The following is a 23,413-nucleotide window of genomic DNA, read 5'->3' as shown; positions in this document are numbered from 1 at the left end:
AGTCACTATGAATGATGTGGAACTGGAGATACTGGAGACGATTGCTGCGCAGTCAGGTTTTATCTCCTATAAGGTGCTGAATAAAAAGGATGGCAGCTTATTAACCGCAAAGGTCACCGCCGAGGAATTTCCGCCGCTTCATAAGATTGCCTATCTCAAAAATGAAATAGAGATTACGCAATCACTCAACCATACCGGTATCCCAAGGCCTATCGAGTTTACCCGGTTCAACAATCGTCCCGCCGTACTTTTTCAATATGATGAAGGCAGGCCTTTTTCAAAGGCAGCAACTGAAAAATTATCCATTGATGTGTTCTTGTCGGTTGCCTTGCACCTTTCTGAAATTATCAAGAACATTCATGTGCAGGATATCACCCATAAAAACATTTCCTGCAACAGTGTTTTTTTTGACGCCACAGCACTAAATGTCACCCTCACCGAATTCGGATTTGCTTCCCGCCTCAGAGCGGAAAATCAGCAACTCGAAAATTTTGGGTTTTTCAATACCTCACTGGAATATTATTCTCCGGAGCAAACGGGAAGGATGAACCGTTCCATCGATTACCGCACCGATTTCTATTCACTCGGTGTCGTTTTTTATGAGTTGCTCACAGGCATCAATCCTTTCCGAACGGATGACAGGCTGAAGATTATCTATAACCACATTGCGCGCATCCCCGATTCACCAAGTGCAGTGGATCCCGCCATTCCAAAGGCAATCTCCGCAATCATCCTTAAGCTGCTGTCAAAAAATGCCGAGGACCGTTATCAGTCTGCGCTGGGGCTGCAACTCGATCTTGCGCGTTGCAAATCGGAATGGGATGCAGGAAATACCATCAGTACCTTCCTTCCCGGGTTAAATGATTTCTCCGGCAAATTCCAGGTTTCGCAAAAGTTGTTTGGCCGTGAAAAGGACATTGAAATGTTGTTGCATTCGTTTGAAAGTGTTGCTGCAGGCAACCGCGAGGTGATATTCATTACAGGCTATTCGGGCATCGGAAAATCTGCGCTGATCAATGAGATACAGAAGCCGATTGCCAGCAGGCAGGGTTTATTCCTGTCGGGAAAATTTGAAGAGTTGCAGCGTAATATTCCTTACAGTGCATTTATCCAGGCATTTAAAAAATTGATTGATGAAATCCTTTCCGCGCCGGCTGATGTGCTGGCCAGCTGGAAGAGCATACTTACCGGCGCGCTGCGCACTAATGCTTCGGTGGTGATCAACGTCATTCCGGAACTGGAGCTCATCATCGGCAAGCAACCGCTGGCTGATGCTTTGTCGCCGGCTGAATCACAGAACCGGTTTAACCAGAGCTTCCGCAATTTCATGCTGGCTTTTATTACCGATAAAAGGCCGCTGGTACTGTCGCTGGATGATCTTCAATGGGCAGATGGTGCTTCCATTTCTCTTATTCAAAACCTGGCCAAAACAGATGATGCGCAGTACCTGATGCTGATCGGTGCCTATCGTCATAATGAAGTAGACCCGCTGCATCCGCTGGCGCTGGCCATGGAACAGCTGCGCAAAGAAGGTACTCATTTCAGAGAGTTGTTTTTGGAGCCGCTCGACAGCCAGGCAGTTAATCAGCTGGTAGAGGAGCTTATCGGCACTGCAAATCAAAAAACAAAAGAGCTCGCTGCGATTTTATTGCGCATCTCGCAGGGCAATCCTTTTTTCATCAACCAATTCCTGCAGTCGCTTTATAAACACGATAAGATAACTTTTAACTATCAATCGGCGCAATGGGAATTTGATCCCGGCGAAATTCAGGCGGTCGATATACCGGAGGAAGCGCTTGATATAACCATTAATAATATGCAGTCGCTGCCAGCCGAAGCACAACAGGTTCTTAAGCTGGCGTCTGGTATCGGCAGCCGTTTTGACACGGTAACCTTATCTGCCATTACAGGCAAAAAAACACCGGAGCTTATTGCTGTTATATGGGACATTATCCAGGCTGGCATTATTCAGCCGCTTGACAGTAATTATCAATTGATCTTTCAGTTACGCAACGATCAGTTTGAACTGCCGGTGGCCCATTTCAAATTTGTGCATGACAAGATGCAGCAGGCGGCTTATTCGCTGATGAATGATGATGAGAAATCTTCACTCCATTATCGTATTGCGAAAGCGTTACTGGCTCGTATCACCGGTGATGAAGTGGGCGAACGGGTTTTTGATATCGTTACGCAACTGAATTCAGGAAGGCCAATGTTGCAATCGCCGGCTGAAAAGGCAGAAGCAGTTACGCTTAATATGCTGGCTGCAAAAAAAGCCAGGGAGTCGATCGCCTATGAGTCAGCATTGCAATACCTGGAGGCTGCAATTAAGCTATTCGATGAACAGGCCTGGATAACCGGCTACACACAGACTTTTAACACTTATCTCTCTGCCGGTGAATGCGCCAGCCTCTGCGACAGGCAGCAGGAAGCAGCAAGGTATTTTAAGTATGCGCATGAAAATGCTCAGACTAATTATGATCGGGCACGGGTGTATTATACGGAGTCCGTTTTATTCAACCTGAAGGGCAAGCTTCCTGAAACGTTTACCGCTGCCCAAAAGGCGCTGGAATTGCTGAATGTTCATTTTCCATCCGATGTAAATAAATGGACATTGGCCATTGCATTTATAAAGATCAGGTGGCTGCTGCTGCATCGCAACATAGAACAATTGAAAGCACTTCCGCTGTGTTCGGATGCAACAGTGCAGCTCGCTAATAAAATACTGGCTGAATTGAAACCTTATGCATACAATAAAAGCAACGATACGCTTGGCTTGCTCATTCTGAAATCGCTTGAACTGAACCTGAAATATGGTTTGTCGGATGCCTTTATAGATGGATTTGCCGGTTACGGAGTAATACTGGCGGTAGGACTCAGCAACTTCAGAAAGGGGTGGGACTTTACTGAAGTGGCTTTTGAGCTGGCAAAAAAACTCAACAGTGCTTTGTTCTTCGCTCGTGCAAGCTATAGTTATGGCGGCATGACCATCAACTTTGTGCAGCCTGCCCGCAATGGATTGGTTCACCTGGAAAATGCCTACAAACTGGGTGTGGAATGTGGTGACTATACCAATGCGGCTTATGCCACCATGAACCTGGTGATCAGTATGTACTACAACAGTTTTGCGATTGATGAATTGCTGGAGAAGAGCAGGCAATACCTGTCGTTTACAAAAAGGATCAGGTATGATGACATGATCATGTTTCAGACAGTACTGCAAAGACATTTATTTAAGCTGAGTGACACCCCGCCGGAGAATTGGCCATCTGAATTGCAAGAGCCGGAAGCAGAATTTTATGCCCGGCTGAAATCACTCACCTTTAAATTATGCCTTATCTATTATCAGACACTGGAAATGTCACGTCTGTATATGGAGGAACAATATGCGGAGGCTGCAGCCATGCTGAAGGAGGCAGAAACAAATATTTTCGCCATACAAGGCACCTTGCTCCTCGGTGAATTTTACCTGTTCAAGGCACTTATTCTATCCGCCGTTTTGCAAAAAGGTAGCCCGGCATCAGAAAAGTTATGCAGGAAAGGCATGCTGGAATGCCGGACGAAGCTGATGAAATGGAGCAAGACAGCACCGGATAATTTTCGACACCGGTTGTTTATCGTAGAAGGTGAACTGGCAAGGCAGGATGGAGATACTGCGCAGGCCATCACGCATTTTATTAATGCGGCCAGGGATGCGGCATCGCAAAAGTTTCTTCATATGGTGGCGCTTACCCACGAATTATCAGGAAAACTATTCCTGGAAAAAGGTATGAAAGAAGTGGCAGCACCGTATCTGCAATATGCATTCGCCGCCTTCAAATCATGGGGTGCACATGGCAAGGCAAATCAGTTAAAGGAGAAATATCTGCACGAGGGAGGAGAATCAGTGACGGAAGTAATGCCCGCTGCACTGTACGGACGATTGGAGGAAAAACCTTTTGACAACTTATCCGAACGGCTCGACCTCAATTCTGTGATGCAGGCTGCGCTGGCGATCTCCGGCGAAATTGTTCTTGATAAACTGCTGGTCAGCCTTATTAAGATCGTTATGCAAAATGCCGGCGCTGAAACCGGTTACCTGATCGTGGAGCGGCAGGGAAGATGGCTGATTGAAGCGGAAGGTGAAGCAGGTGAGGATACGATACAGCTGCATAAAGGCATTTGTGTAATGGAATCGGCTGTGCTGCCAAAGTCGGTGATACAGTATGTGATCAGGACCGGTGAAACACTGGTGTTATTTGATGTGAATGCTGACAGCAGGTTTGCATTTGATCCAGCAGTCATTGCACGCAAGTCCGTTTCGGTATTGTGCCTCCCTGTCATCAATAAAGGAATAACTACCGGCATATTGTATCTGGAAAACAACCTGAGCAAAGGCGTGTTTACCAATGAACGGGTTGCATTGCTGAAATTCTTATCAGGACAGATTGCGGTATCACTTGAAAATGCATCACTCTATGATAACCTGGAACAGCGGGTGCGTGAAAGAACACAGGAAGTAGTGGCGCAGAAAGAAGTGATTGAGCAGGAAAAGAAAAAATCCGATGACCTGTTGCTTAACATTCTGCCTGCTGAAACGGCCGATGAGCTGAAGCGCAAGGGATTTTCCAAGCCGCGGCGGTTTGAACTCGTGACTGTAATGTTTACCGACTTCGTAAACTTCACCGGCCGCAGTGAGCTGGTAAATCCTTCGGAGCTCGTGGATGAAATCAATGGTTATTACAGTGCCTTCGATAACATTATTGCAAAGCATGGTCTGGAAAAAATAAAGACCATTGGTGACAGCTACATGTGTGCCGGCGGCTTACCGGTTGAGAACGCCAGCAATCCTTATGATACCATTAATGCCGCGATCGAAATACAGCAATATGTGCAGCAGTTGGGGAAGGAGCGCAAGCAGGCAGGGCAGGCCTGGTTCGACTGCAGGATTGGTGTTCATTCCGGCCCTGTGGTGGCAGGCATAGTAGGCATACGCAAATTCGCTTATGACATCTGGGGCGACACGGTTAATATAGCTTCGCGAATGGAAGCATCCGGTGAGCCGGGCAAGGTCAATATCTCCGGTGCAACCTATGAATTGGTAAAAGACAGATTCAACTGTGAACCCCGTGGTAAGATTGAAGCCAAGAACAAGGGATACATTGATATGTATTTTGTGCTGGGAAAGAACCTTAACTGACCTTGAACATATTTATAGAAAACAACACACCTGGTTTGCAATGACTGTACCCGCTGCATTCATTTCATGCCGGACTGGTTACAGTTATAGCCTGTTGCAATGCTCAGGTATTTTCCTATTAATCAGTATGAAAAAGCCATTCAAAGTCCTGAATCTCAGCTACACGGAATTTTAGCAATCTTATACGCCTGGTTGAACGATCACTATGCGTTGCGTATAGGATGGTTGATGTGGTATGATTTGATCCGCCGTTGGTGTATGCAATGTAATGTTCCCGGTAAGTGTATTGTCTTTCTAAACCTGCTTCAAAAAATTATGAAAGCTGCAATCATTAACAATTTGCTTTCAGATAAGGGATCCGGTCAATCGCGAAATAAATTCCGGGTGACCTGGTAATTTTGCGATGGCTTGTAGTATCATTGTAAGGTTAATAAGACATCCGATATCACATGTACATTTTACACGTAAGCGCAGAGTGCTATCCTGCAGCCAAGGTTGGTGGATTGGGTGATGTGGCCGGCGCTTTGCCAAAATACCTGAATAAAACCGGTGCAACTGCCAGCGTGGTGATACCACATTATCACAATAAGTTTTTCAGGGAACATAGCTGGGAAAACGTTGCCGCTGGTGCATTTTACCTTGGAACCATTGAATACAGGTATAACATTTTAAAAGAACGCTCAGGCATGCTGGGGTTCGACCTGTTTATTGCCGAAATTCCCGGACTGCTTGATGAAGAGCTGCCTTATGGATATGAAAATGATATGCGCAGGCACCTCGGTTTTCAAATCTGTGTGGTTGACTGGATCAGCCATCAGCCGAATAAGCCTGATGTGGTGCATTGTCATGATCACCCTACGGGGCTCATCCCATTTATGATGGATTACTGTAACAACTACCGCCATCTGAGCGAGATTAAGACCGTTTTCACGATTCACAGTGCGCAATACCAGGGGCAGTTTGGACTTGATAAAACGTACCTCATCCCGCCTTTCGATGAATGGAAACGTGGCATGCTGGAATGGAATGACATGGTAAACCCGCTGGCCTGTGCCATTAAATGTTGCTGGAGGTTCACAACCGTTTCCCCAAGTTATCTGGCGGAGCTGAGGCAAAGTGCCTTAGGTATCGAACAACTTATAACCGATGAACAACAAAAGTCAAGAGGTATTCTGAATGGTATCGACGCAGATGTATGGAATGCACAGACTGACGAATGGATTGAACAGACATTCGATGCTGCTACCGTAACGGATGGTAAGATGGCGAATAAGCGGGCGCTCTGCGATTCATTTCAGTTGAATCCGCAACTTCCACTAATCGTTTTTATTGGTCGCCTGGTGGGCGATAAGGGAGGAGATTTACTGTCTGATGCCCTCCGCCAAACTGTAATGAGGTTAAACAGGGAAGTGAGCTTTCTGGTTTTAGGAAGCGGTGTTAGTGAGTATGAGAATGCTTTGAATGCCTTGAAAACCGATCTTCCTGAGAACTTCAATTGTTATATCGGCTACCATGAAAAACTTGCGCATCTCCTGTATGCAGGTGCCGACTTTCTGCTCATGCCTTCGAGGGTAGAGCCCTGCGGGCTCAATCAGCTGTATGCACTGCGATATGGTACCATACCGTTGGTGCGAAGCACGGGCGGACTGAAAGATACAGTAACAGACATTGCGGAGCCGGATGGATTCGGAATCAGATTTGAGCAGGCAACAGTGGCATCTGTTGATGTAGCTGTCGAAAGAGCGCTTACACTTTACAGGAATGCCCCGGAGATGGAAAAGATCAGAAAAAGGATTATGCTTTTTGATCATTCATGGGATCATGCAGCATATGTATATCTCGAACTATACCGATCAATGGAAGGATAGATTTGGAAAGCAAGGCATAAATAAAAGTCTGGGATAAATAACCAGTTCGGCTGCGCATCGTATTTTTGATTTGTTGTTCAGTTTTTCACAATAGAAAATAACTAATTATGCAACAAGAAAGAGTGCTGGCTGTCATCCTCGGTGGTGGTGCGGGAACGCGTTTGTCGCCGCTGACGACTTACCGGTCTAAACCCGCAGTGCCGATTGCAGGCAAATACAGGCTGGTGGATATTCCGGTTTCAAACTGTATTAACTCCGGTATTCAGCGGATGTTTGTGCTTACACAGTTTAATTCGGCTTCATTAAACAAGCATATTAAAAACACTTATCACTTCAGTGCATTCAGCAAGGCCTTTGTTGATATACTTGCGGCTGAACAAACTCCTGATAATCCGCGATGGTTTATGGGAACAGCCGATGCTGTGCGTCAATCGCTTCACCACCTGAATAACAATGATTACGAATATGTACTGATCCTTTCCGGAGATCAGCTGTACCAGATGAATTTCATGGAGATGCTCGATTATCATGAAAAAATGGGAGCGGAAATCTCTATTGCCACTATTCCGGTAAATGACAGAGATGCACCTGAATACGGAATCATGAAAACCTCCGCTGACGGATTCATTGATTCATTCATTGAAAAGCCGAGGAAAGAACTGCTGCCGGCATGGTCGTCGGAAGTGAGTGACAGTATGAAAAGCAGAGGCAGGAATTACCTTGCTTCCATGGGCATTTATGTCTTTAATAAAAAAACACTGATTGAATTGCTGGAAGATAAGATGGATGCCACCGACTTCGGCAAAGAGATTATTCCGCAGTCGATCGGTAGTTATAAAATGCTCAGCTATCAGTATGAGGGCTATTGGACTGATATCGGAAACATAAGATCCTTTTTTGAAGCCAACCTCGCACTTACAGATGAGATTCCTGAATTCAATCTCTTCGATAATAAAAATGTGATATACACGCATGCAAGGATGCTGCCACCGGCAAAAATTTCAGGTACAACACTGAATGCTTCAATCATCGCCGAAGGGAGCATTGTGCGCGCTGCAAAGATCGACCGGTCTATTATCGGCATACGGTCACGCATTGGGGAAGGAAGTGTAATTGTGAACAGTTATATCATTGGCAACGATGCTTTTCAGACACTGGAATCCATTAATGCTTCCATCAGTAAGAATATTCCCATTGTAGGTATCGGTGACCGTTGTTACATACAGAATACCATTATTGACAAGGATTGCTTCATCGGCAATGATGTGCATATAAAAGGCGGCAGCCACCTGCCTGATATGGAAACAGAAATCCTGACGGTGAAAGATGGCATCGTGGTGGTTAAAAAAGGCTCTATCGTGCCCGACAGTTTTGGGCTTGGCTGACAATCATCAACTGCCGGTAAGCGAAGCATATGCATGGATACTTTTAAAATCAGGACCGATTATATTAAACTGAATCAGCTGCTCAAGCTGATGGGCTGGTGCACATCCGGCGCTGAAGCTAATATGGCCATTGAAAACAGACTCGTGATGGTGAATGGCATAGTAGAAACCAGAAAGAGAAATAAGATTCTCCCGTCATTTAAGGTATCATACCTGGATAAGTCGGTATTGATTGAGTAATCATGATATTGAAGATGGCACTGGCGTGATCCAGCCGTTTTCTCAGTCATACTGATGTAAAACAAGTTTTCATTCTCCTGTTGGTATTTCCAGTGGTCTTTGTAATATATAACTATATTGACCGGCAAAAGGATAATACGTATGGAAAGTATGGAAGCTATAGTGCATGCTATAAATTCAGTAATCTGGAGTAATGCTCTTATTTTCCTGTTACTGTTAACAGGAATATACTTCTCGGTCAGGATGCGTTTTTTCCAGGTAAGAATGATCAAAGATATGGTACGCTTAATGGTGCAGAGCAATGCTTCAACAGCAGGCATTTCTTCGTTCCAGGCATTATCGGTTTCATTATCAGGCCGCGTTGGAACCGGTAACATTGCAGGTGTTGCCACTGCCATTTATCTCGGCGGACCCGGCGCGGTTTTTTGGATGTGGGCAGTGGCATTCTTAGGGTCAGGTTCGGCATTTATTGAATCTGCTCTTGGACAGATTTATAAACGCAAAGAGAATAATGAGTACCGCGGAGGTCCGGCATACTACATCGAAAGGGGCTTTAAGAATAAGCGTATTGGAAAAATTTATGCTACGGTCTTTGCTGTAGCCACAATTCTTGCCTGCGGCTTGCTGCTTCCGGGTGTTCAATCAAACAGCATCGCAGCTGGACTAAACAGTGCATTTAGCATGAACTATGCTTACTCCGGAATCCTGCTTGCTGTACTGCTCGGGTTGATCATATTTGGCGGAATTAAAATGATTGCCAATGTGGCTCAGTTCGTGGTGCCATTTATGGCAATTGCGTACATCGGCACAGCCATAGTTATCCTCATCATAAATTATGATAAAGTGCCCGGCATCTTTGCTTTGATTTTCTCCAGTGCTTTCGGCCTTCAGGCCACCTACAGTGGCATCATTGGTACCATGATCACAATCGGCGTCAAGCGCGGCGTTTACAGCAATGAAGCAGGACAAGGCACCGGGCCACATCCGGCAGCAGCTGCTGAAGCGTCGCATCCTGCAAAGCAAGGCCTGGTACAGGCTTTTTCCGTTTATATTGATACCCTGTTTGTTTGTTCGGCAACAGCCTTTATGATCCTGATAACAGGGACGTACAATGTAAAAGGTCCGGGAGATGCACTGATAGTTGATAATGGTATCTATTACGAACAAAATGGTGAGAAGCATATGGATGGCAGCCCGACCTATACACAGGCGGCCATTGATCGTGCTTTCAGCAAGGGACAACAAACCTTTCACCCTGAATTTGTTGGCACGGGTAGTTATTTTGTAGCGATTGCCTTGTTCTTTTTTGCCTTCACCACGCTCATGGCATATTATTATATCGCTGAAACCAACGTCGCTTACCTTTCCAGAAAAAGAGGAAGACCGCTGCTGATGTTTTTACTGAAGATATCCATTATGGCAGCTGTCTTCGTAGGGTGTGTGCGCACCGCAACCATTGCCTGGGATTTGGGCGATATGGGCGTAGGCATCATGGCCTGGCTGAATGTGCTGGCGATTATTATTCTTGAAAAACCAGCGCTGAAGGCCTTCAGGGACTATGAACGTCAGAAGAAAGCCGGCAAAGATCCAGTTTTTGACCCGGTCGCTTTGGAAATTCATGATGCTGATTTCTGGGAAAAAGAATATGGAAAGGAATCTTAGTCCAGTTCACCGGCATTGCTGCATCAGCTGGAAGGTTGCATCATTTTCCGAATTATAAGGCGTTTAAGCAGGCTGTTAATTGATCCTGCTCTCAGGCCAACATGCAGCAGTTTTTTTGATTTCTTTAAATGAAAACGCATGCTGATTCTTTGCTGCCTGTGAAATTAAACTGTCGTTTTCCAGATTGCAGCGGCATTGCTATCCAATGTATATTGATTCTGCAAAAGCTGTAATTGTGTTTCAACAGACACATTATCTTCCATTACGTGCAGATAATCATCATACGGTCCTCGTTTGGCAAATGCCTTCCAGGAAACGGCCAGTGTGTCAATCAAGACGAGAAAAGCAATCAGGAAATACCGGACAGACCTTGCATTGGAGCCCGGCATGTTTTCCAGTTGCACTAGCGCATTTTCACGCGCGATATAGCCATTGCTGAATGTATGATCGTATTTCTTTAGTGCTTCTTCCTTCATAAGTTCAGCAGCATGTTTGTTGATACTGTCCTGCCGCTGTAGTACAAGCAATTCCTGCTCGGTTTGCATAAGTTGCTGACTGATGGTTGCAGCACGTTTTTTATAACCCGGAATGCCGGAGGTGGAGCCGCAGTCTGTATTGATTTTTACATCCGATTGTTCGTATATCAGCAGCTTTCGCAGGCATTCAACAGCATCTTCTTTTGCTGTCAGTGCATCTTTCAGTGCCAGCGATTTCTTGTCATAGTCATCTCGGATGGTATTCTCTGCCAGCACTTTATTCGCAGCCATCATCTGCTCAATATCTTTATGAAAATAAAGCAATGTAAAGGGATGTGCAATGCCCACGCCGATAAAAGCTGCCAGTACAAAACGACTGAGGAAGGAAAAAGAAAAGAAATCATGCAACAGGTTTTTTACCGCAATGTCGCGTTGATTGGTGCCTGGCTTGCGAAGATTATTGGCCTTTCGGAATGATGAAACGAGAAACCGGTCGGCGAAGAAAATAATAACCGACCAGCATAAGCCCGCAGATAAATAGATGTACCATTCCTCTACAAATGTTGAAATAGCATAGGTCATGGTGAAACACGCCAACACTGCAGGGATGAGCACTAAAACACCATAACCTGCATGTTTGATATGTTCAGAGCGCGGACACTTTGCCAGCACATCGGGGTTGGAGCCGGAGCACCAGATCAGGAACTGATAAGCAGCTTGTTTCATGATAAAGGATTTGATGAGCGTAGAATAGTGCTATAGCGTTTCTTCTGTCAATTTGTTACCCGGAAGAATAAAAATGATGACTGCGAAAGCATGATGAAAGGAATGCCAAAACGCATCGTTAACAATAATATTATATGCTTTGTAAGTGATGTCCCGCTTTATCAGCAATGAATTCCAGCTGGCATTAGTATAAATGAGGGTATAATCAGAGCCGTCAGGTAAGCATTGATACGTTTAGGACTCATAAAGGAGTATGTAAGACTGGATTTGAACTTCCCTTCCTTAGACTTCATAAAGAGCGCATTGCTATCCGGTTTAGTTCTGGAATAAAATTTTTAAAGCTGCTGTAACATTTGCGAATCGGTTGCCGTCCTACTTTCAACCAAACAAAAAAAACAAACATGAAAAAGTTAATACTTGCCGCAGTAGTTGTAACACTAATTGGCGCACAAACCGCCGGAGCACAGAGCATGCAGTTCACAAAAGGTTCAAAAAGCACGGAGATTGTTACTGCTTCACAAACCAATGCCGCCAAACAGCATGCTGCAGTGCTGGACAAACTTCAGCAGGAAACAGAAGATCTGATGCTGGCTATTACTCCCGCTCCGCTGGTTTCACTGGCACAGCTGATCAATCAGAAACTGTCTAACAACAAGCAGCATAAGGCAGCGGCCCGAAAGGAGAGGATGGATTTGAACCTGACTGATTTATAGCTGTAAATCAAAGGGTAAGGGGAAAGATTACCGGGTCGGGAAGGGGAACAGGCGATGCGAAAGGTAAGCGGTTCGGAATTTTCCTTAATAGCTGTAACTTTTCGGAACCATTAACCGTCGTACCGCCGGATGACACCGCAGGAATACAATAAATGTGTGGATCAGTTTGCTGATCGTGTGTATCGTTTCATCTTGAAAAATACACGCAACAGCGATGACGCACAGGATGTTGTGCAAAATGCATTTGAAATTCTGTGGAAAAATCATGAGAACGTTGATTTTATGAAAAGTCGATCCTATTTGTTTACAGTCGCTTACCACAATATGATTGACCAGTTCAGGAAAAGGAAGAATGAGGCGGACCTGACCGAAGAACATGAGCAGGTGCAGGGCAGAAGCAGTCAGTTTACGGGAGCAAAGGACGCACTGGAACTCGGATTATCGAAACTGCCGGAAATGCAGAAAAATGTCATCCTGCTGCGCGATTATGAAGGATACAGTTATGAAGAGATTGGCGAGATAACAGGATTGAATGAATCACAGGTGAAGGTGTACATATTTCGTGCACGCACCGCTTTGAAAAACTTTTTAGTTACACCGGAAAATGCGATCTGATATGAAGATCAATTTGCAGAATTACGAAATGTATTTTGTCCGCTTCCTCGATAATGAGCTTACGGGAGAAGAAGCGGAGGAGATGCAGTTATTTCTGCAACTGCATCCCGAGTTAAAAAATGAGCTTGATGCTTATCGTTCGGCCATATTAGTGCCGGATGAGCAACAAATATTCCCGGCACGGTCATCCCTTAAACGTTCGGTGCACACTGATAACTATGATGGTTATTTCGCACGATGGGTTGAGAACGACCTTTCCCAGGCAGAAATTTCCGAGGTGAATGCCTTTCTGCAGGAATACCCGGAGTATACGAAGCACCTGGATGCCTATAAATCAACCTTACTGGTGGCTGACAGGTCCGTTGTTTTTCCTGATAAGCAGTCGCTGAAGAAAAAAGAACCCGGCAGCATAATTCCTTTGTATGCACGCTATCTTTTATCAGGTGCGGTAGCAGCCGGGTTGCTATTGCTGCTTTTTGTTAAAGGCGTTCCCTGGTGGTCAACTGACCATGATATGCCAATTGCCGCTACAGAGTCCACTCAGCCGGTAATATCTGACACGGTAACTGATGTTGCCGATAATAACCGCCAGGCAGTTAGCAATGAAGTTCATTCCACAATGGACGGTGAGACCACTGCTGCGCAAAAAGATTTGGCGGTGAAACCTAAGCATAAGATAAAGTCAAATGTGCCGGGTAATCTGAACAGCAATGATGTTGCACCTGCTGTATTTGCATCTGTCATGGAGCCGTTAACAGTTGATGATCCGGATAAGCTAACGGTGTATCGCAGGGGCACAAAAGCACCTTACCTGGTTCCTGTATATACAGAGGAAAATATCGCTCAGCGGCAGGAAACTGGCAGCAATAACCTTGGTGGCTGGCTTTCCATTGCATCGGTTGTAGGTACTGAAATATTGAAGTTAAGCGGCCGTGGAGAATTGTTGAAGGTGGAGGAACCGGCCACGGAAACAAGGCGAAAAGAGGCGTTGACTTTATCTATTCAGACAAAGAAGTTTTCCTTCTATCATAAGTTTTTGAATAAAAAGCAATCATCCGTTAAAAACTGACCTGTTATGAAAAAGCTCTTTTTAGGATTGTTGATCATTGCTCTTCCGCATTGGATGTATGCGCAGCAGGCAACGGTGCCTGTGCCGCCAAATGATGAAAGGCTGAAACAGCAGGTAGCGGTAATGCAGGAAGAACTGTTGCACCGGATGAGCATGCTGCAGGATTCTATCAGCGAATTGAGCAGGCAGCTTAGTCAGTCAGCGGCTGGCAGGGATATTAAAGATGCTGTGCAGGATGGATGGAGCGGCTTTGAGCATGAGTTGAACAAGATGCCCCCTTTGCCACCACTTGCGGAAATTCCACCGGTTCCTGAAATGCAACAGGCCTGGTTCAAACTCAAGAGCGGGTTGCAGGATTTGCATTTCCGGTTTGAAGCGCCGCCTGCCCCTGATGCCCCTGAACCGGAAGCACCACCAATGCCACCAGCGATGGAGGATTGCCCTTACCATAAGTAAAGGTTTGCCGGCTATGTTATGAAACTGATGAACGGATTTTTGACGCATTGATCGAACAATAGAGATGGAAAATTCATTGCTGATAATTTAATATTAGTTGACCCGCATTTAATTAAAATACCTTTTAAGACATGAAAAAAATTGTATGGCAGTTGATGATGCTGATAGCTCCGCTGATGGCTTTCGCGCAGCAAAATTCGTGGACACCGGAGCAGCAGGAACAGTTTAAAAAGCAGATGGAAGATTTCAGGCTGCAGCTCAACAGTGAAATGGATCAGCTTCGCGACTCATTGGCGCAGATGCAAATGCAAATGAAGGAAGGTGAACCCGGCATGCCCGACTCCATGAACTGGAATTTCGCTGTGCCTGAGCCACCGCCGCCACCGGAGCTGTTTGGTGATGAGAACAGCACCATGGAAATCTATGCCGGTGATGACAGCACGGAGGTGAGGGTAGGTAAATGGAGAATATCTGTAGACGAAGGAGATGACAATGATCATGTAAAGTTCTATCGTGATGATGATTGTTGCCCGGATGAAGAGAAAGAGTTGAAGGATATACAAACAAAGTTTTTGCTTTTTGATCTCGGCCTGAACAATTACTTCGCTTCCGGTCTCAGTTCAAATTTTCCGGCACCATACGATCCACTAGTTCCCAACCCCGGGAAGTCGTGGGTGGTAAACCTGCATTTGTTTAATCAACGGCTTAATCTCATTGATCATCACCTCTGGCTTTCCTATGGCGCTTTCTTCGAATTCAATTCGTATAAGTATAACAGTGAAGAATTCATGATACCAAGAATTGATTCAGTGGCATTCCAGTCCAGTGAAGTATCGCTGAAAAAGAATAAGCTTGCCTGCACCTACATCGGCATTCCGGTTATGTTGCGCTATGAATCCAACAGGTCAAACCTGAATCACTCCTTTCATATTGCAGCCGGCGGATTTGGCGAATACCTTATCGGGTCGCATACCAAAACAAAATCTACGAGCAACGACAAGATCAAGCAGCATGACGATTTTAACCTGAACCGGTTCCGTTATGGTATCACAGGCAGAATCGGCTATGGCTGGGCCAGCTTATTTGTAAACTATAGCTTGTCGGAGTTATTTGAAAGCGGCACAGGCCCCGTGTTATATCCTGCTTCCGCGGGGTTGGCTTTGGAATTTTAATAATGTGCTTTGAAAGACATTACGGCATCAGGAATACCACTTTTTCAGGTATTGCCGTTTGAAAGTTAAGGCCAAACAGAAAACGCCATTTTCAGGAAAGCGGCTGTTCTGCTTTAAGGCAAAACAGCCGTTTTTATACTGATAAACCTGCGATTGAAAATCGACCTGAATAACACATTATATTTGCATGCTTAAATGCAAGCTGCATATGCGTTCCTGGTTCAAAAAAATTGGTATTGGTGCTTTTATATTTTTTTTAGTCAAAGGACTTATCTGGCTTGCTGTGATATTTCTTGGTGTGGATTTACTGGAAAGCTGTTAAGGTAACCTGATTAAATCCTTGAGCCTGTTGCCTGTCAGCAAGGAACCAACATCATCGTTTATTTATCCCTTTACCAACTCCATCACCGTAATTTCAGGAGCAATGCCAAGCCTTCCGGGATAAGCGAGGAATCCTAATCCCCTGTTCACATAGAGATATTGATTTCCTTCCTGATACAAGCCGGCCCATTGCTTATAAAGGTATTGTGAAGGGCTCCAGCGGAACCCCGGAATCTCAATCCCCATTTGCGCACCATGGGTATGGCCGCTAAAGGTGATATCCACCGCTTTATATCGTTGCCTTACTTCTGCATCCCAGTGAGAAGGATCGTGGCTGAGCAGCAATTTTACACTGGCTTTTTCAGCACCTGCATAAGATTTCGACATATCACCATATTTCTGGAACCTTGTGCCCCAGTTCTCCATCCCAATAATGGCCAACTGATTATTTTCTTCACCCAGCAGCACATGCTCATTCCGCAATAACTTCCATCCTAATGCCCTGTGAACATCGGCGAGTTGCTGAAGATTAGCCTTTTTTGCTGCTTCATCCGGCCATGTGTAATAATCTCCATAGTCATGGTTGCCTAAGATGGAATAGACGCCGATTTTAGCACTGATATTTTTAAAGATGCCAATGTATGGCAGCACTTCATTGGTTTGATTGTTCACCAGATCACCGGTGAAGAAGACCAGGTCGGGCTTTTGAGCATTGATCAATGCAACTGCTTGCCTTAATGGTTCTGTAACTGTGAAACTTCCGCTGTGTATATCGGAAATCTGAACAATACGTAACCCGTTGAACGGCTCCGGCAGGTGCGGCAGTTTAACCAAAACCCGTCTTGTGGTATAATTATAGCCTCCGCGTAACACACCATAGATCAATCCGCTCATAAACAATCCCGAAACTAAGACGCCTGCCTGCATCAGAAAATCGGAACGGCTGATGACTTTTCCGCCGGCAGGCAACGATTTTGGCGCGAAAGCGGCGGCGATCCATCGTACCAGTCTGCCGGAGTCATCCATCAGGAGAAACGGCAGCATTATTATTTTCGGCAGGTAAGCTATGATCATTGCTCCAAACCAAATAACCCGCACGGCCTGTGGAAATTCGAACGGACTGTAAAAGGCGAAGAGAAAAATACTGCCAATAGTTACAGCAGAAATCATCCAATAGGTGATGGCCACTACCCGTTTCATAACCGGTGATAAACTGAGCGCTGTATGCCGGATAGCCTGGTAAGCATAAAGGTCAATGACAAACAAGATAAGTGCTGCTATCAGCAAGGGGAGATACCGGCTCATGTTAATTTAAGTCAGGAAGGGTTTTAGCGTAAGGTAAAAATGCAACAGATGACGGCTACTTTTATTGTCTCGCATAACAACCGTCAAGCAATTCAATTGTTTTGCCGGCAAATGTCTTTAATATTGACGGGAAAAGGACGCCGGTATTTTAACGGGTAGAAGGAAATGTTACACAGGTACTATGAGTAGACAATTAAGAATGAATAAGGTTTTCATAAGAGATAAGACGGTTTTTCCCGGCCGTGCCGACTGCCTGTCAGGGAGCAGACTTATTATCAGAATGCTATTGCCAGCCGCTATGCTGTTGCAACTCATGAGCTTTTCGCGGAGCATGGCTCAAACAATGCAAACAACAAAGTTCACGCATGCGGATACATTACGCGGTATGTTGTCGCCCACGCGTGCGTGCTATGATGTAATGTTTTACGATTTGCAGCTGAAGGTGGATGTGAAAAGACATTATATCACAGGTAGTAATACCATCAGCTACAGGGTTGCAAATGATTTTGACTCGATGCAGATTGATTTATTCGCTAAAATGAAAATTGAAAAGATCCTTTATAATAATTTGGAATTGAAGTACCGCAGAGATGCTGATGCGGTGATCGTAAGATTTCCTCAACAGCAAAAAAGGGGGGATAACGGCGCTATTACCTGTTTCTATTCCGGCTCACCTATGATTGCCAAATCTCCGCCATGGGACGGTGGTTTCGTTTGGAAGAAGGATGCGTCAGGGCTTGATTGGGTTGGCGTTGCCTGCGAAGGAACAGGCGCTTCCCTGTGGTGGCCATGCAAGGACCACCTGAGTGATGAGCCTGATAGTATGTCCATGTCATTTACCGTCCCTTCCGGGCTGATGTGTGTTTCCAACGGAAATTTGCGTAACAATAAAGTAAACACGGATGGTACCGTTACCTGGAACTGGTTTGTCAGTTACCCGATCAACAACTACAATGTCACATTCAACCTGGCAAACTATACGCACTGGCACGATGAATACATGCACGATCATGACACGTTGCCGCTGGATTACTATGTGCTGGCCGGCAATGAACGATCTTCCAGCCAGCATTTTGAACAGGTTAAACTGATGATGGCATGTTTTGAATATTATTTCGGGCCATATCCTTTTCCCAGAGATGGTTATGCGTTGGTAGAAACGAATTACTGGGGTATGGAACATCAGGGAGCCATAGCTTACGGCAATAATTATCAGAATAACAAACAGGGCTTCGATTACATCATCGTGCATGAAAGCGCCCATGAATGGTGGGGCAATAATGTCTCCTGCAGTGATGTGGCGGAGTTGTGGATTCATGAATCTTTTGCAGCATATTCCGAGCCGCTCTATGTTGAATGTACACAAGGAAAGGATGCTGCCATAAAATACCTGGTCGGACAACGATGGAGCATATCAGACAAGTATCCGATCATTGGACCCTATAATGTCAATTTCCAGGGTACTGAGAATGACAATGACATGTATAACAAAGGAAGCTGGATGCTGCATACATTTCGTAGTGTACTCAATAATGATAGCCTGTTTTTCAGTGTGCTGAAAGGTATTCAGCTTCATTTCAGCATGCAGACAATCACCACTGATCAATTGATTGCTTATATCTGCCAGTCGGTGGGAAAAGACTATACTTTTTTCTTCAATCAGTATCTTCGGTATCCTTCTCCGCCAGTGCTTGAATACCGTGCCCGGCAAAAGGGAAAGGATACACGGCTGGAGTATCGCTGGCATACGGATGTTGCGGATTTCAACATGCCGGTGGAGGTTACCGACAGCTACCAGTCAGTTTTCGGGACAGTGACAAAGACCTTTATTCGATTAAATGCCACCAATGACTGGCAGACAGTTACTATTAAAGGGTTGGACGCAGGAAATTTTGATGTTAATACTGATATGTTTTATGTGAAAAAGCAGGAACTGAAGTAGGCTTATTGCTTTGTGCCTGGCAGGGATGATCTTTATTTCTCATTTCATCCTGACGGTTAATGGCTGTAATAGCATAAACGGCAACCGAAAAACAAATCAGGTCTGTAACTTCAGTGACCGCTTTTCGTCTTACTGCTGTTCTCATCAATTACTTTAACTATTTTTCACGAAAATCAAATCTTTATGAGCCGGTTTTTTTTACTCATCCTGTGCTGTGTTCAATTTATTTCGTTCCGTGTATCTGCGCAAAACTATTATCTCGCTTCTGCCGGCGAATCAATATTTTCCATTGGTACGGTGGATGCCGGTGATGCGGACATACATCCTGTACTTCGCTGGTCGCCGGTTCTTAATTTCCAGGAACAGCTGCATTTTGATTTCAGCCGTGCCTTTGGCATATATACAGGGCTGGGCTTCCGTAATGTTGGATTAATCAGCAAAGTGGACTATAATTTTGATGATGCCGGAACATCGTATTATAAAACAGCAACTATTAAGGAGCGGTCCTATTCACTGGGCTTGCCTTTGCTGTTTAAACTGGGCGACATGAAGGAGGGTACTTATTTCTCAGCAGGCGCGGAAGCGGAAGTGATGTTCGTTTACAAGCGCAAAATCTTTGAAGGAGATTCTAAAAACAAGACCCTTAACTGGTTTGATAACAGTGTCAATATTTTCAATCCATCTTTACTGGCGGAAGTGCATTTCCCAAAAGGGCAGTATCTCCGTTTCAAATACTACATCTACGATTTCCTCAACTATAAAGGCATCAAACTGATTGACGGAACAGTGTTGCCGGAGTATGGAGCTAAAAGTCCGCTGTTTTATGTTGCATTTGGTGCCGTCACCTTTAAGAAAAAGGTCAGCGACAAAACGCAGAGCATATCCACGCAAACAGCCTACTTCAAAGCAGACTGACCCTTAATCGGTTACGCAAAAAATCAGTCACCATCCGCAGCTCCGTTTTGATTTTCACCTTTTCCATTTGGAAGGGATAGGCTTCCCTGACTATTGCTTTGCCACATTGCATGGATTTTCTCTCCAAAGTCCATCTGAAAGGCATTGAAAAGTAGCTTAAACTGATCGCAGATTTCACCATTATGGCAATCATTATCACTGTAATGCATTAGGCTAAAGGGCTGTTTCTGATGAGAAAGGAGAACTCTGCGGCCTAAGGCCACGACTTTTACGAAGCGTTGATGGACTACTTTACTGCGATGATGGTTGATTTTTGGAGTATTCAAAGATGTTAACGCTGCCAGGCAATTTACCGACCGATGAATTATCGCGGTATTTTCAGAATTTCATAAAATAATACTGTCAAATTTATTATTCTTACGAGAGGGAATTTGAAAGAACTGTGCAGGCCATATGAAACATATTCAGAAAAATGTTGTTGTACCAAATGACTTGCATAGCTTATTATATAGCATTGGAAGCAGCTAAAAAAAGATGGGTTATTCTGAAAATGGGATGATATGTCGCTATTGGTTTCGTTTGTAAGGTTTTTAAATGAAGAGGAGCTTGGGATGCTGAAGCAAATGCCGCTTTCAGGCAAAGAAAAACTTGTATTACAGACCATCATTGAACAACCTGCTATTGAAGAATTTTCTAAGCCAGGAATGTTAAGAAAGCTTGGCCTTACTTCTTCTCACTACGATAAAATAAGCACTGTTGTGCTTAAAAAAGCATACCGGACGCTTGCCGGTGAAGATGAGCTCGAACAATTGAATTTCCTCAGTAAGAAATTTATGTTCCGCCATCTGTTTCACGAGATAAGGCATCTGTCGTCTAAACCGGAACTCCAGCATTTTACACCGGAAGCCCGGGAAAAGTATGCCAGTGCCCTGTTTAATTTTTCCATCAATGTGCCGGCAAGATATTTTGATGAAAAATTTGTGGATGAGAATGCACAGTCTTATCTGTTAACGGTAACAGAAAACAAACCGGCAAGGGAGCTGGAAGTGCGGGCAAAGATCTTATTCGCGCGGCTTAACAAACTTACGCAACAGGTGCCGGATGCGCGTGCCACCGGCAGAATTCTGAAAGAGGTGAAAGACCTTGAACTTGAATTTGGTACTGTTGAAGCAATTGATCCGAAAGTGGTGCTTTACCATGTGCTGGTGAATTATTACCGGCTGGTGGAAATGAATGCGGAAAAACGTACCCTGTATCTTGGAAAAATTGCAGAGCTGTACGGTGGGTTTGAAAAAATGCCGCGGTTCGAACAAAGCATAGCTGAATGCCACTTTGCAGAGATGTATTTTGAAAAGAGCGAGCATCAGAAGGCGTATGAACTCTATCGCCATGTCTTTGCACATCACATGGTGCACCTGAAAAACCAGTTCCATCACTTTGCCCGCTGTATTGAGCTCGCATTGATTCTGAATGATTTTACCGTCGCGCAGCGCATGCTTGACTCGCTGTTCAAAGTCTATATTGTTAACAGGCATGAAAGCACTGGCGTGGTAGGCGCAATTCAATACGGACAAATGTATCTGAAGAGCGGACAGCTGGAAAAAGCGTTTGAATACATCAGCATAGCGAAGTCGTTAAACTCCATACAAACCTATTTCCACTATGAGATCAGGATCAGGATGCTGGAAACCATGTTCTTTGCTTTTACAGAAGATTATGATTTTGTTACACGGCTCTCGCAACGCAACATACGCTATATACAGTTGCAGAAGCTCTCGCTGAAGAAATATAAATATGCGCATTTCTTCTATCTCCTGAAGGATATCAGATCTATCCGTAAATTATATCCGCGGCACCTGCCACCTAAAATAAAATTTTACCTGGGTGAATTTCAGCATGGTTATGACCTTTTACTTGGCCAGTTGCTTGAAAAATTATTGGAGAAAGGAGAGGAATAGTCGTCGATAGCTTTTATATATTAACCGGCATGCTCCTTTCCATGCCCTGTTTATTGGAGTCTGTTATGATGATAAGATTTACAGGTTGATTCATTTGGATTTAACCTGAAATTCGCCGAATAGGCAAACATCGTGACTTTAAGTGGGCAATAAAGGCATCATCGCCCGAAAAGGTATGACCAATATTTACTGCATTTTTTGCCAGCGAAACATAATCGCCCCGCATCAGGTACCAGAATATCTGCAGGTAACCGATCCCCTGGAAAATGATAGCCTTGTTCTCCATATAGTGGTTGATATTTTTTATAAAGAAATCGGGATGCTGTGTATAGTGCATCCCTTGCCTTATATGGTGTGAGGCATGGTATCCGTCGTTCCAGCATGTCCGGTTGAAACGGGTGTTCAGGCATGTTATCGAATTCTTATAGGGATTTTCAGGATCTTCAGCCGCAATAAATGCATGTTGTGTCCAGTTTCCAATCATCATCACCAGTCTCGATAAAAGAAATGGCACAATAAATACGACAAGTGTTGCAGGAAGGTTAATGAAAGAAAGTGCAATGCAAAGTAAGAGAAATGAAAGCTCACCTGTAAGGCATTTGATGATCAGCGACGGATGGTGCTTTAACCTGAAATAGTTAATGAGCCTGATGAACCCGACAAAAAGAAAATCAAGAAAGTAATACAGGAAATGCAATAATGAGTCACGCTGATAGGGCATCGTAGTGCTTCTGTCATTTTCAAGATTATTTTCCGGATGATGCATCCAGATATGATGACTATAATAGGTCTCGGGTGTTTGCCCGAAAAAGGGCCCGATTAACCATGGCAGATAGTGATTCAGGAATCGGAACTTCCGGTTGAACAATTTTCTGTGACTGGTGCAATGCAACATTAACCCGAATGGGCCCTTGAATAGAATGTTATTAAGCAGCGTATATACAATGGCAATCGTCCACCAAAGCATGCCATTGATTGCTGGCACATACAGCAGTATGCCAAGCGGAATCAGGCTAAGTGAAATAGTGACGATCAGTTTGATAAAAGGCAGGTCACGCTTGTCGGAGATAAATCGGAGCAGCAATCTGTTATAAGTGCTATACGCGGGTTCATAGTAGCGCGGGTCTGTAATCGGTCGTAAGGTTTGCATAATTAATTTGAAATGAATGCAGGATAAGGAGGCAGGTTAGTAAATGTAATCTAAATGTTCCGTGTTTTCTATGATGCTCCTGATGTATTCGGCACATGCATTGGTTAAATGACCTGATGTAATGGATAAGTTACATGTAATGATAGTACTCATCGGAGAGCGGAATTCAATAATTCAGACAGGCGCAATGTGCAATGCCGTTGCTCTAAAGATCTTTAACAAAGCACTTTGTTAAACATCAATAAGACATAGTGCTGAAAT

General features: G+C 44.5%; 17 protein-coding genes. 13 read left to right on the top strand and 4 right to left on the bottom strand.

Annotated elements, in window-relative coordinates:
- Positions 1 to 7 precede the first annotated feature (7 nt).
- From K1X61_10895 to K1X61_10875, 5 genes are all read left to right on the top strand, one after another.
- Positions 8 to 5,179: an AAA family ATPase gene (locus tag K1X61_10895; GenBank protein ID MBX7109143.1), complete on the top strand. Its 5,172-nt coding sequence runs from the start codon at positions 8 to 10 to the stop codon at positions 5,177 to 5,179.
- Positions 5,180 to 5,628: 449 nt separating this feature from the next.
- Positions 5,629 to 7,047: a glycogen/starch synthase gene (locus K1X61_10890; protein MBX7109142.1), complete on the top strand. Its 1,419-nt coding sequence runs from the start codon at positions 5,629 to 5,631 to the stop codon at positions 7,045 to 7,047.
- Positions 7,048 to 7,154: 107 nt separating this feature from the next.
- Positions 7,155 to 8,432: a glucose-1-phosphate adenylyltransferase gene (locus tag K1X61_10885; protein MBX7109141.1), complete on the top strand. Its 1,278-nt coding sequence runs from the start codon at positions 7,155 to 7,157 to the stop codon at positions 8,430 to 8,432.
- A 33-nt stretch (positions 8,433 to 8,465) separates the two neighbouring features.
- Positions 8,466 to 8,672: an RNA-binding S4 domain-containing protein gene (locus K1X61_10880; GenBank protein MBX7109140.1), complete on the top strand. Its 207-nt coding sequence runs from the start codon at positions 8,466 to 8,468 to the stop codon at positions 8,670 to 8,672.
- 141 nt (positions 8,673 to 8,813) lie between these two features.
- Positions 8,814 to 10,334: an alanine:cation symporter family protein gene (locus tag K1X61_10875; protein MBX7109139.1), complete on the top strand. Its 1,521-nt coding sequence runs from the start codon at positions 8,814 to 8,816 to the stop codon at positions 10,332 to 10,334.
- Positions 10,335 to 10,498: 164 nt separating this feature from the next.
- Here K1X61_10875 and K1X61_10870 read toward each other — a convergent pair whose 3' ends face one another.
- A complete protein-coding gene (locus K1X61_10870) occupies positions 10,499 to 11,536 on the bottom strand; it encodes a DUF4407 domain-containing protein (protein ID MBX7109138.1) in 1,038 nt (345 codons plus the stop codon).
- Between the two features lie 401 nt (positions 11,537 to 11,937).
- Here K1X61_10870 and K1X61_10865 point away from each other — a divergent pair, with 401 nt between their 5' ends.
- The 5 genes from K1X61_10865 (at position 11,938) to K1X61_10845 (ending at position 15,561) form a co-directional block, all read left to right on the top strand.
- Positions 11,938 to 12,249: a hypothetical protein gene (locus K1X61_10865; GenBank protein MBX7109137.1), complete on the top strand. Its 312-nt coding sequence runs from the start codon at positions 11,938 to 11,940 to the stop codon at positions 12,247 to 12,249.
- A 129-nt stretch (positions 12,250 to 12,378) separates the two neighbouring features.
- The gene (locus tag K1X61_10860; GenBank protein ID MBX7109136.1) at positions 12,379 to 12,864 is read left to right on the top strand and encodes an RNA polymerase sigma factor; all 486 of its coding nucleotides are present in this window, start codon (positions 12,379 to 12,381) and stop codon (positions 12,862 to 12,864) included.
- Position 12,865: 1 nt separating this feature from the next.
- Positions 12,866 to 13,933 (top strand): hypothetical protein, encoded by a 1,068-nt coding sequence (locus K1X61_10855; GenBank protein ID MBX7109135.1) that lies wholly within the window; start codon positions 12,866 to 12,868, stop codon positions 13,931 to 13,933.
- 6 nt (positions 13,934 to 13,939) lie between these two features.
- A complete protein-coding gene (locus K1X61_10850) occupies positions 13,940 to 14,389 on the top strand; it encodes a hypothetical protein (protein ID MBX7109134.1) in 450 nt (149 codons plus the stop codon).
- Positions 14,390 to 14,520: 131 nt separating this feature from the next.
- A complete protein-coding gene (locus K1X61_10845; GenBank protein MBX7109133.1) occupies positions 14,521 to 15,561 on the top strand; it encodes a PorT family protein in 1,041 nt (346 codons plus the stop codon).
- 384 nt (positions 15,562 to 15,945) lie between these two features.
- Here the strand turns inward: K1X61_10845 and K1X61_10840 are convergent, their stop codons facing one another.
- Complete coding sequence (locus K1X61_10840; GenBank protein MBX7109132.1) at positions 15,946 to 17,187, bottom strand: metallophosphoesterase; 1,242 nt, start codon at positions 17,185 to 17,187, stop codon at positions 15,946 to 15,948.
- Between the two features lie 343 nt (positions 17,188 to 17,530).
- Here K1X61_10840 and K1X61_10835 point away from each other — a divergent pair, with 343 nt between their 5' ends.
- Both K1X61_10835 and K1X61_10830 read left to right on the top strand, forming a co-directional pair.
- Positions 17,531 to 19,129 carry a M1 family metallopeptidase gene (locus K1X61_10835; protein MBX7109131.1) on the top strand — a complete coding sequence of 533 codons (1,599 nt, stop codon included), beginning with the start codon at positions 17,531 to 17,533 and terminating at the stop codon, positions 19,127 to 19,129.
- A 183-nt stretch (positions 19,130 to 19,312) separates the two neighbouring features.
- Positions 19,313 to 20,044, top strand: coding sequence for a hypothetical protein (locus tag K1X61_10830; protein ID MBX7109130.1), 732 nt, complete (start codon positions 19,313 to 19,315; stop codon positions 20,042 to 20,044).
- Between the two features lie 23 nt (positions 20,045 to 20,067).
- Here the strand turns inward: K1X61_10830 and K1X61_10825 are convergent, their stop codons facing one another.
- Positions 20,068 to 20,370 (bottom strand): hypothetical protein, encoded by a 303-nt coding sequence (locus tag K1X61_10825; protein ID MBX7109129.1) that lies wholly within the window; start codon positions 20,368 to 20,370, stop codon positions 20,068 to 20,070.
- Between the two features lie 234 nt (positions 20,371 to 20,604).
- On the opposite strand from K1X61_10825, the gene K1X61_10820 reads away from it, so the two are divergent.
- Positions 20,605 to 22,002 carry a hypothetical protein gene (locus K1X61_10820; protein ID MBX7109128.1) on the top strand — a complete coding sequence of 466 codons (1,398 nt, stop codon included), beginning with the start codon at positions 20,605 to 20,607 and terminating at the stop codon, positions 22,000 to 22,002.
- A gap of 100 nt (positions 22,003 to 22,102) precedes the next feature.
- Here K1X61_10820 and K1X61_10815 read toward each other — a convergent pair whose 3' ends face one another.
- A complete protein-coding gene (locus K1X61_10815; protein ID MBX7109127.1) occupies positions 22,103 to 23,152 on the bottom strand; it encodes a fatty acid desaturase in 1,050 nt (349 codons plus the stop codon).
- Between the last annotated feature and the right edge of the window lie 261 nt (positions 23,153 to 23,413).

Source organism: Chitinophagales bacterium (assembly GCA_019694975.1).
Lineage (GTDB): Bacteria > Bacteroidota > Bacteroidia > Chitinophagales > UBA10324 > JACCZZ01.
This window is presented reverse-complemented; position numbering and strand designations above follow the sequence as displayed.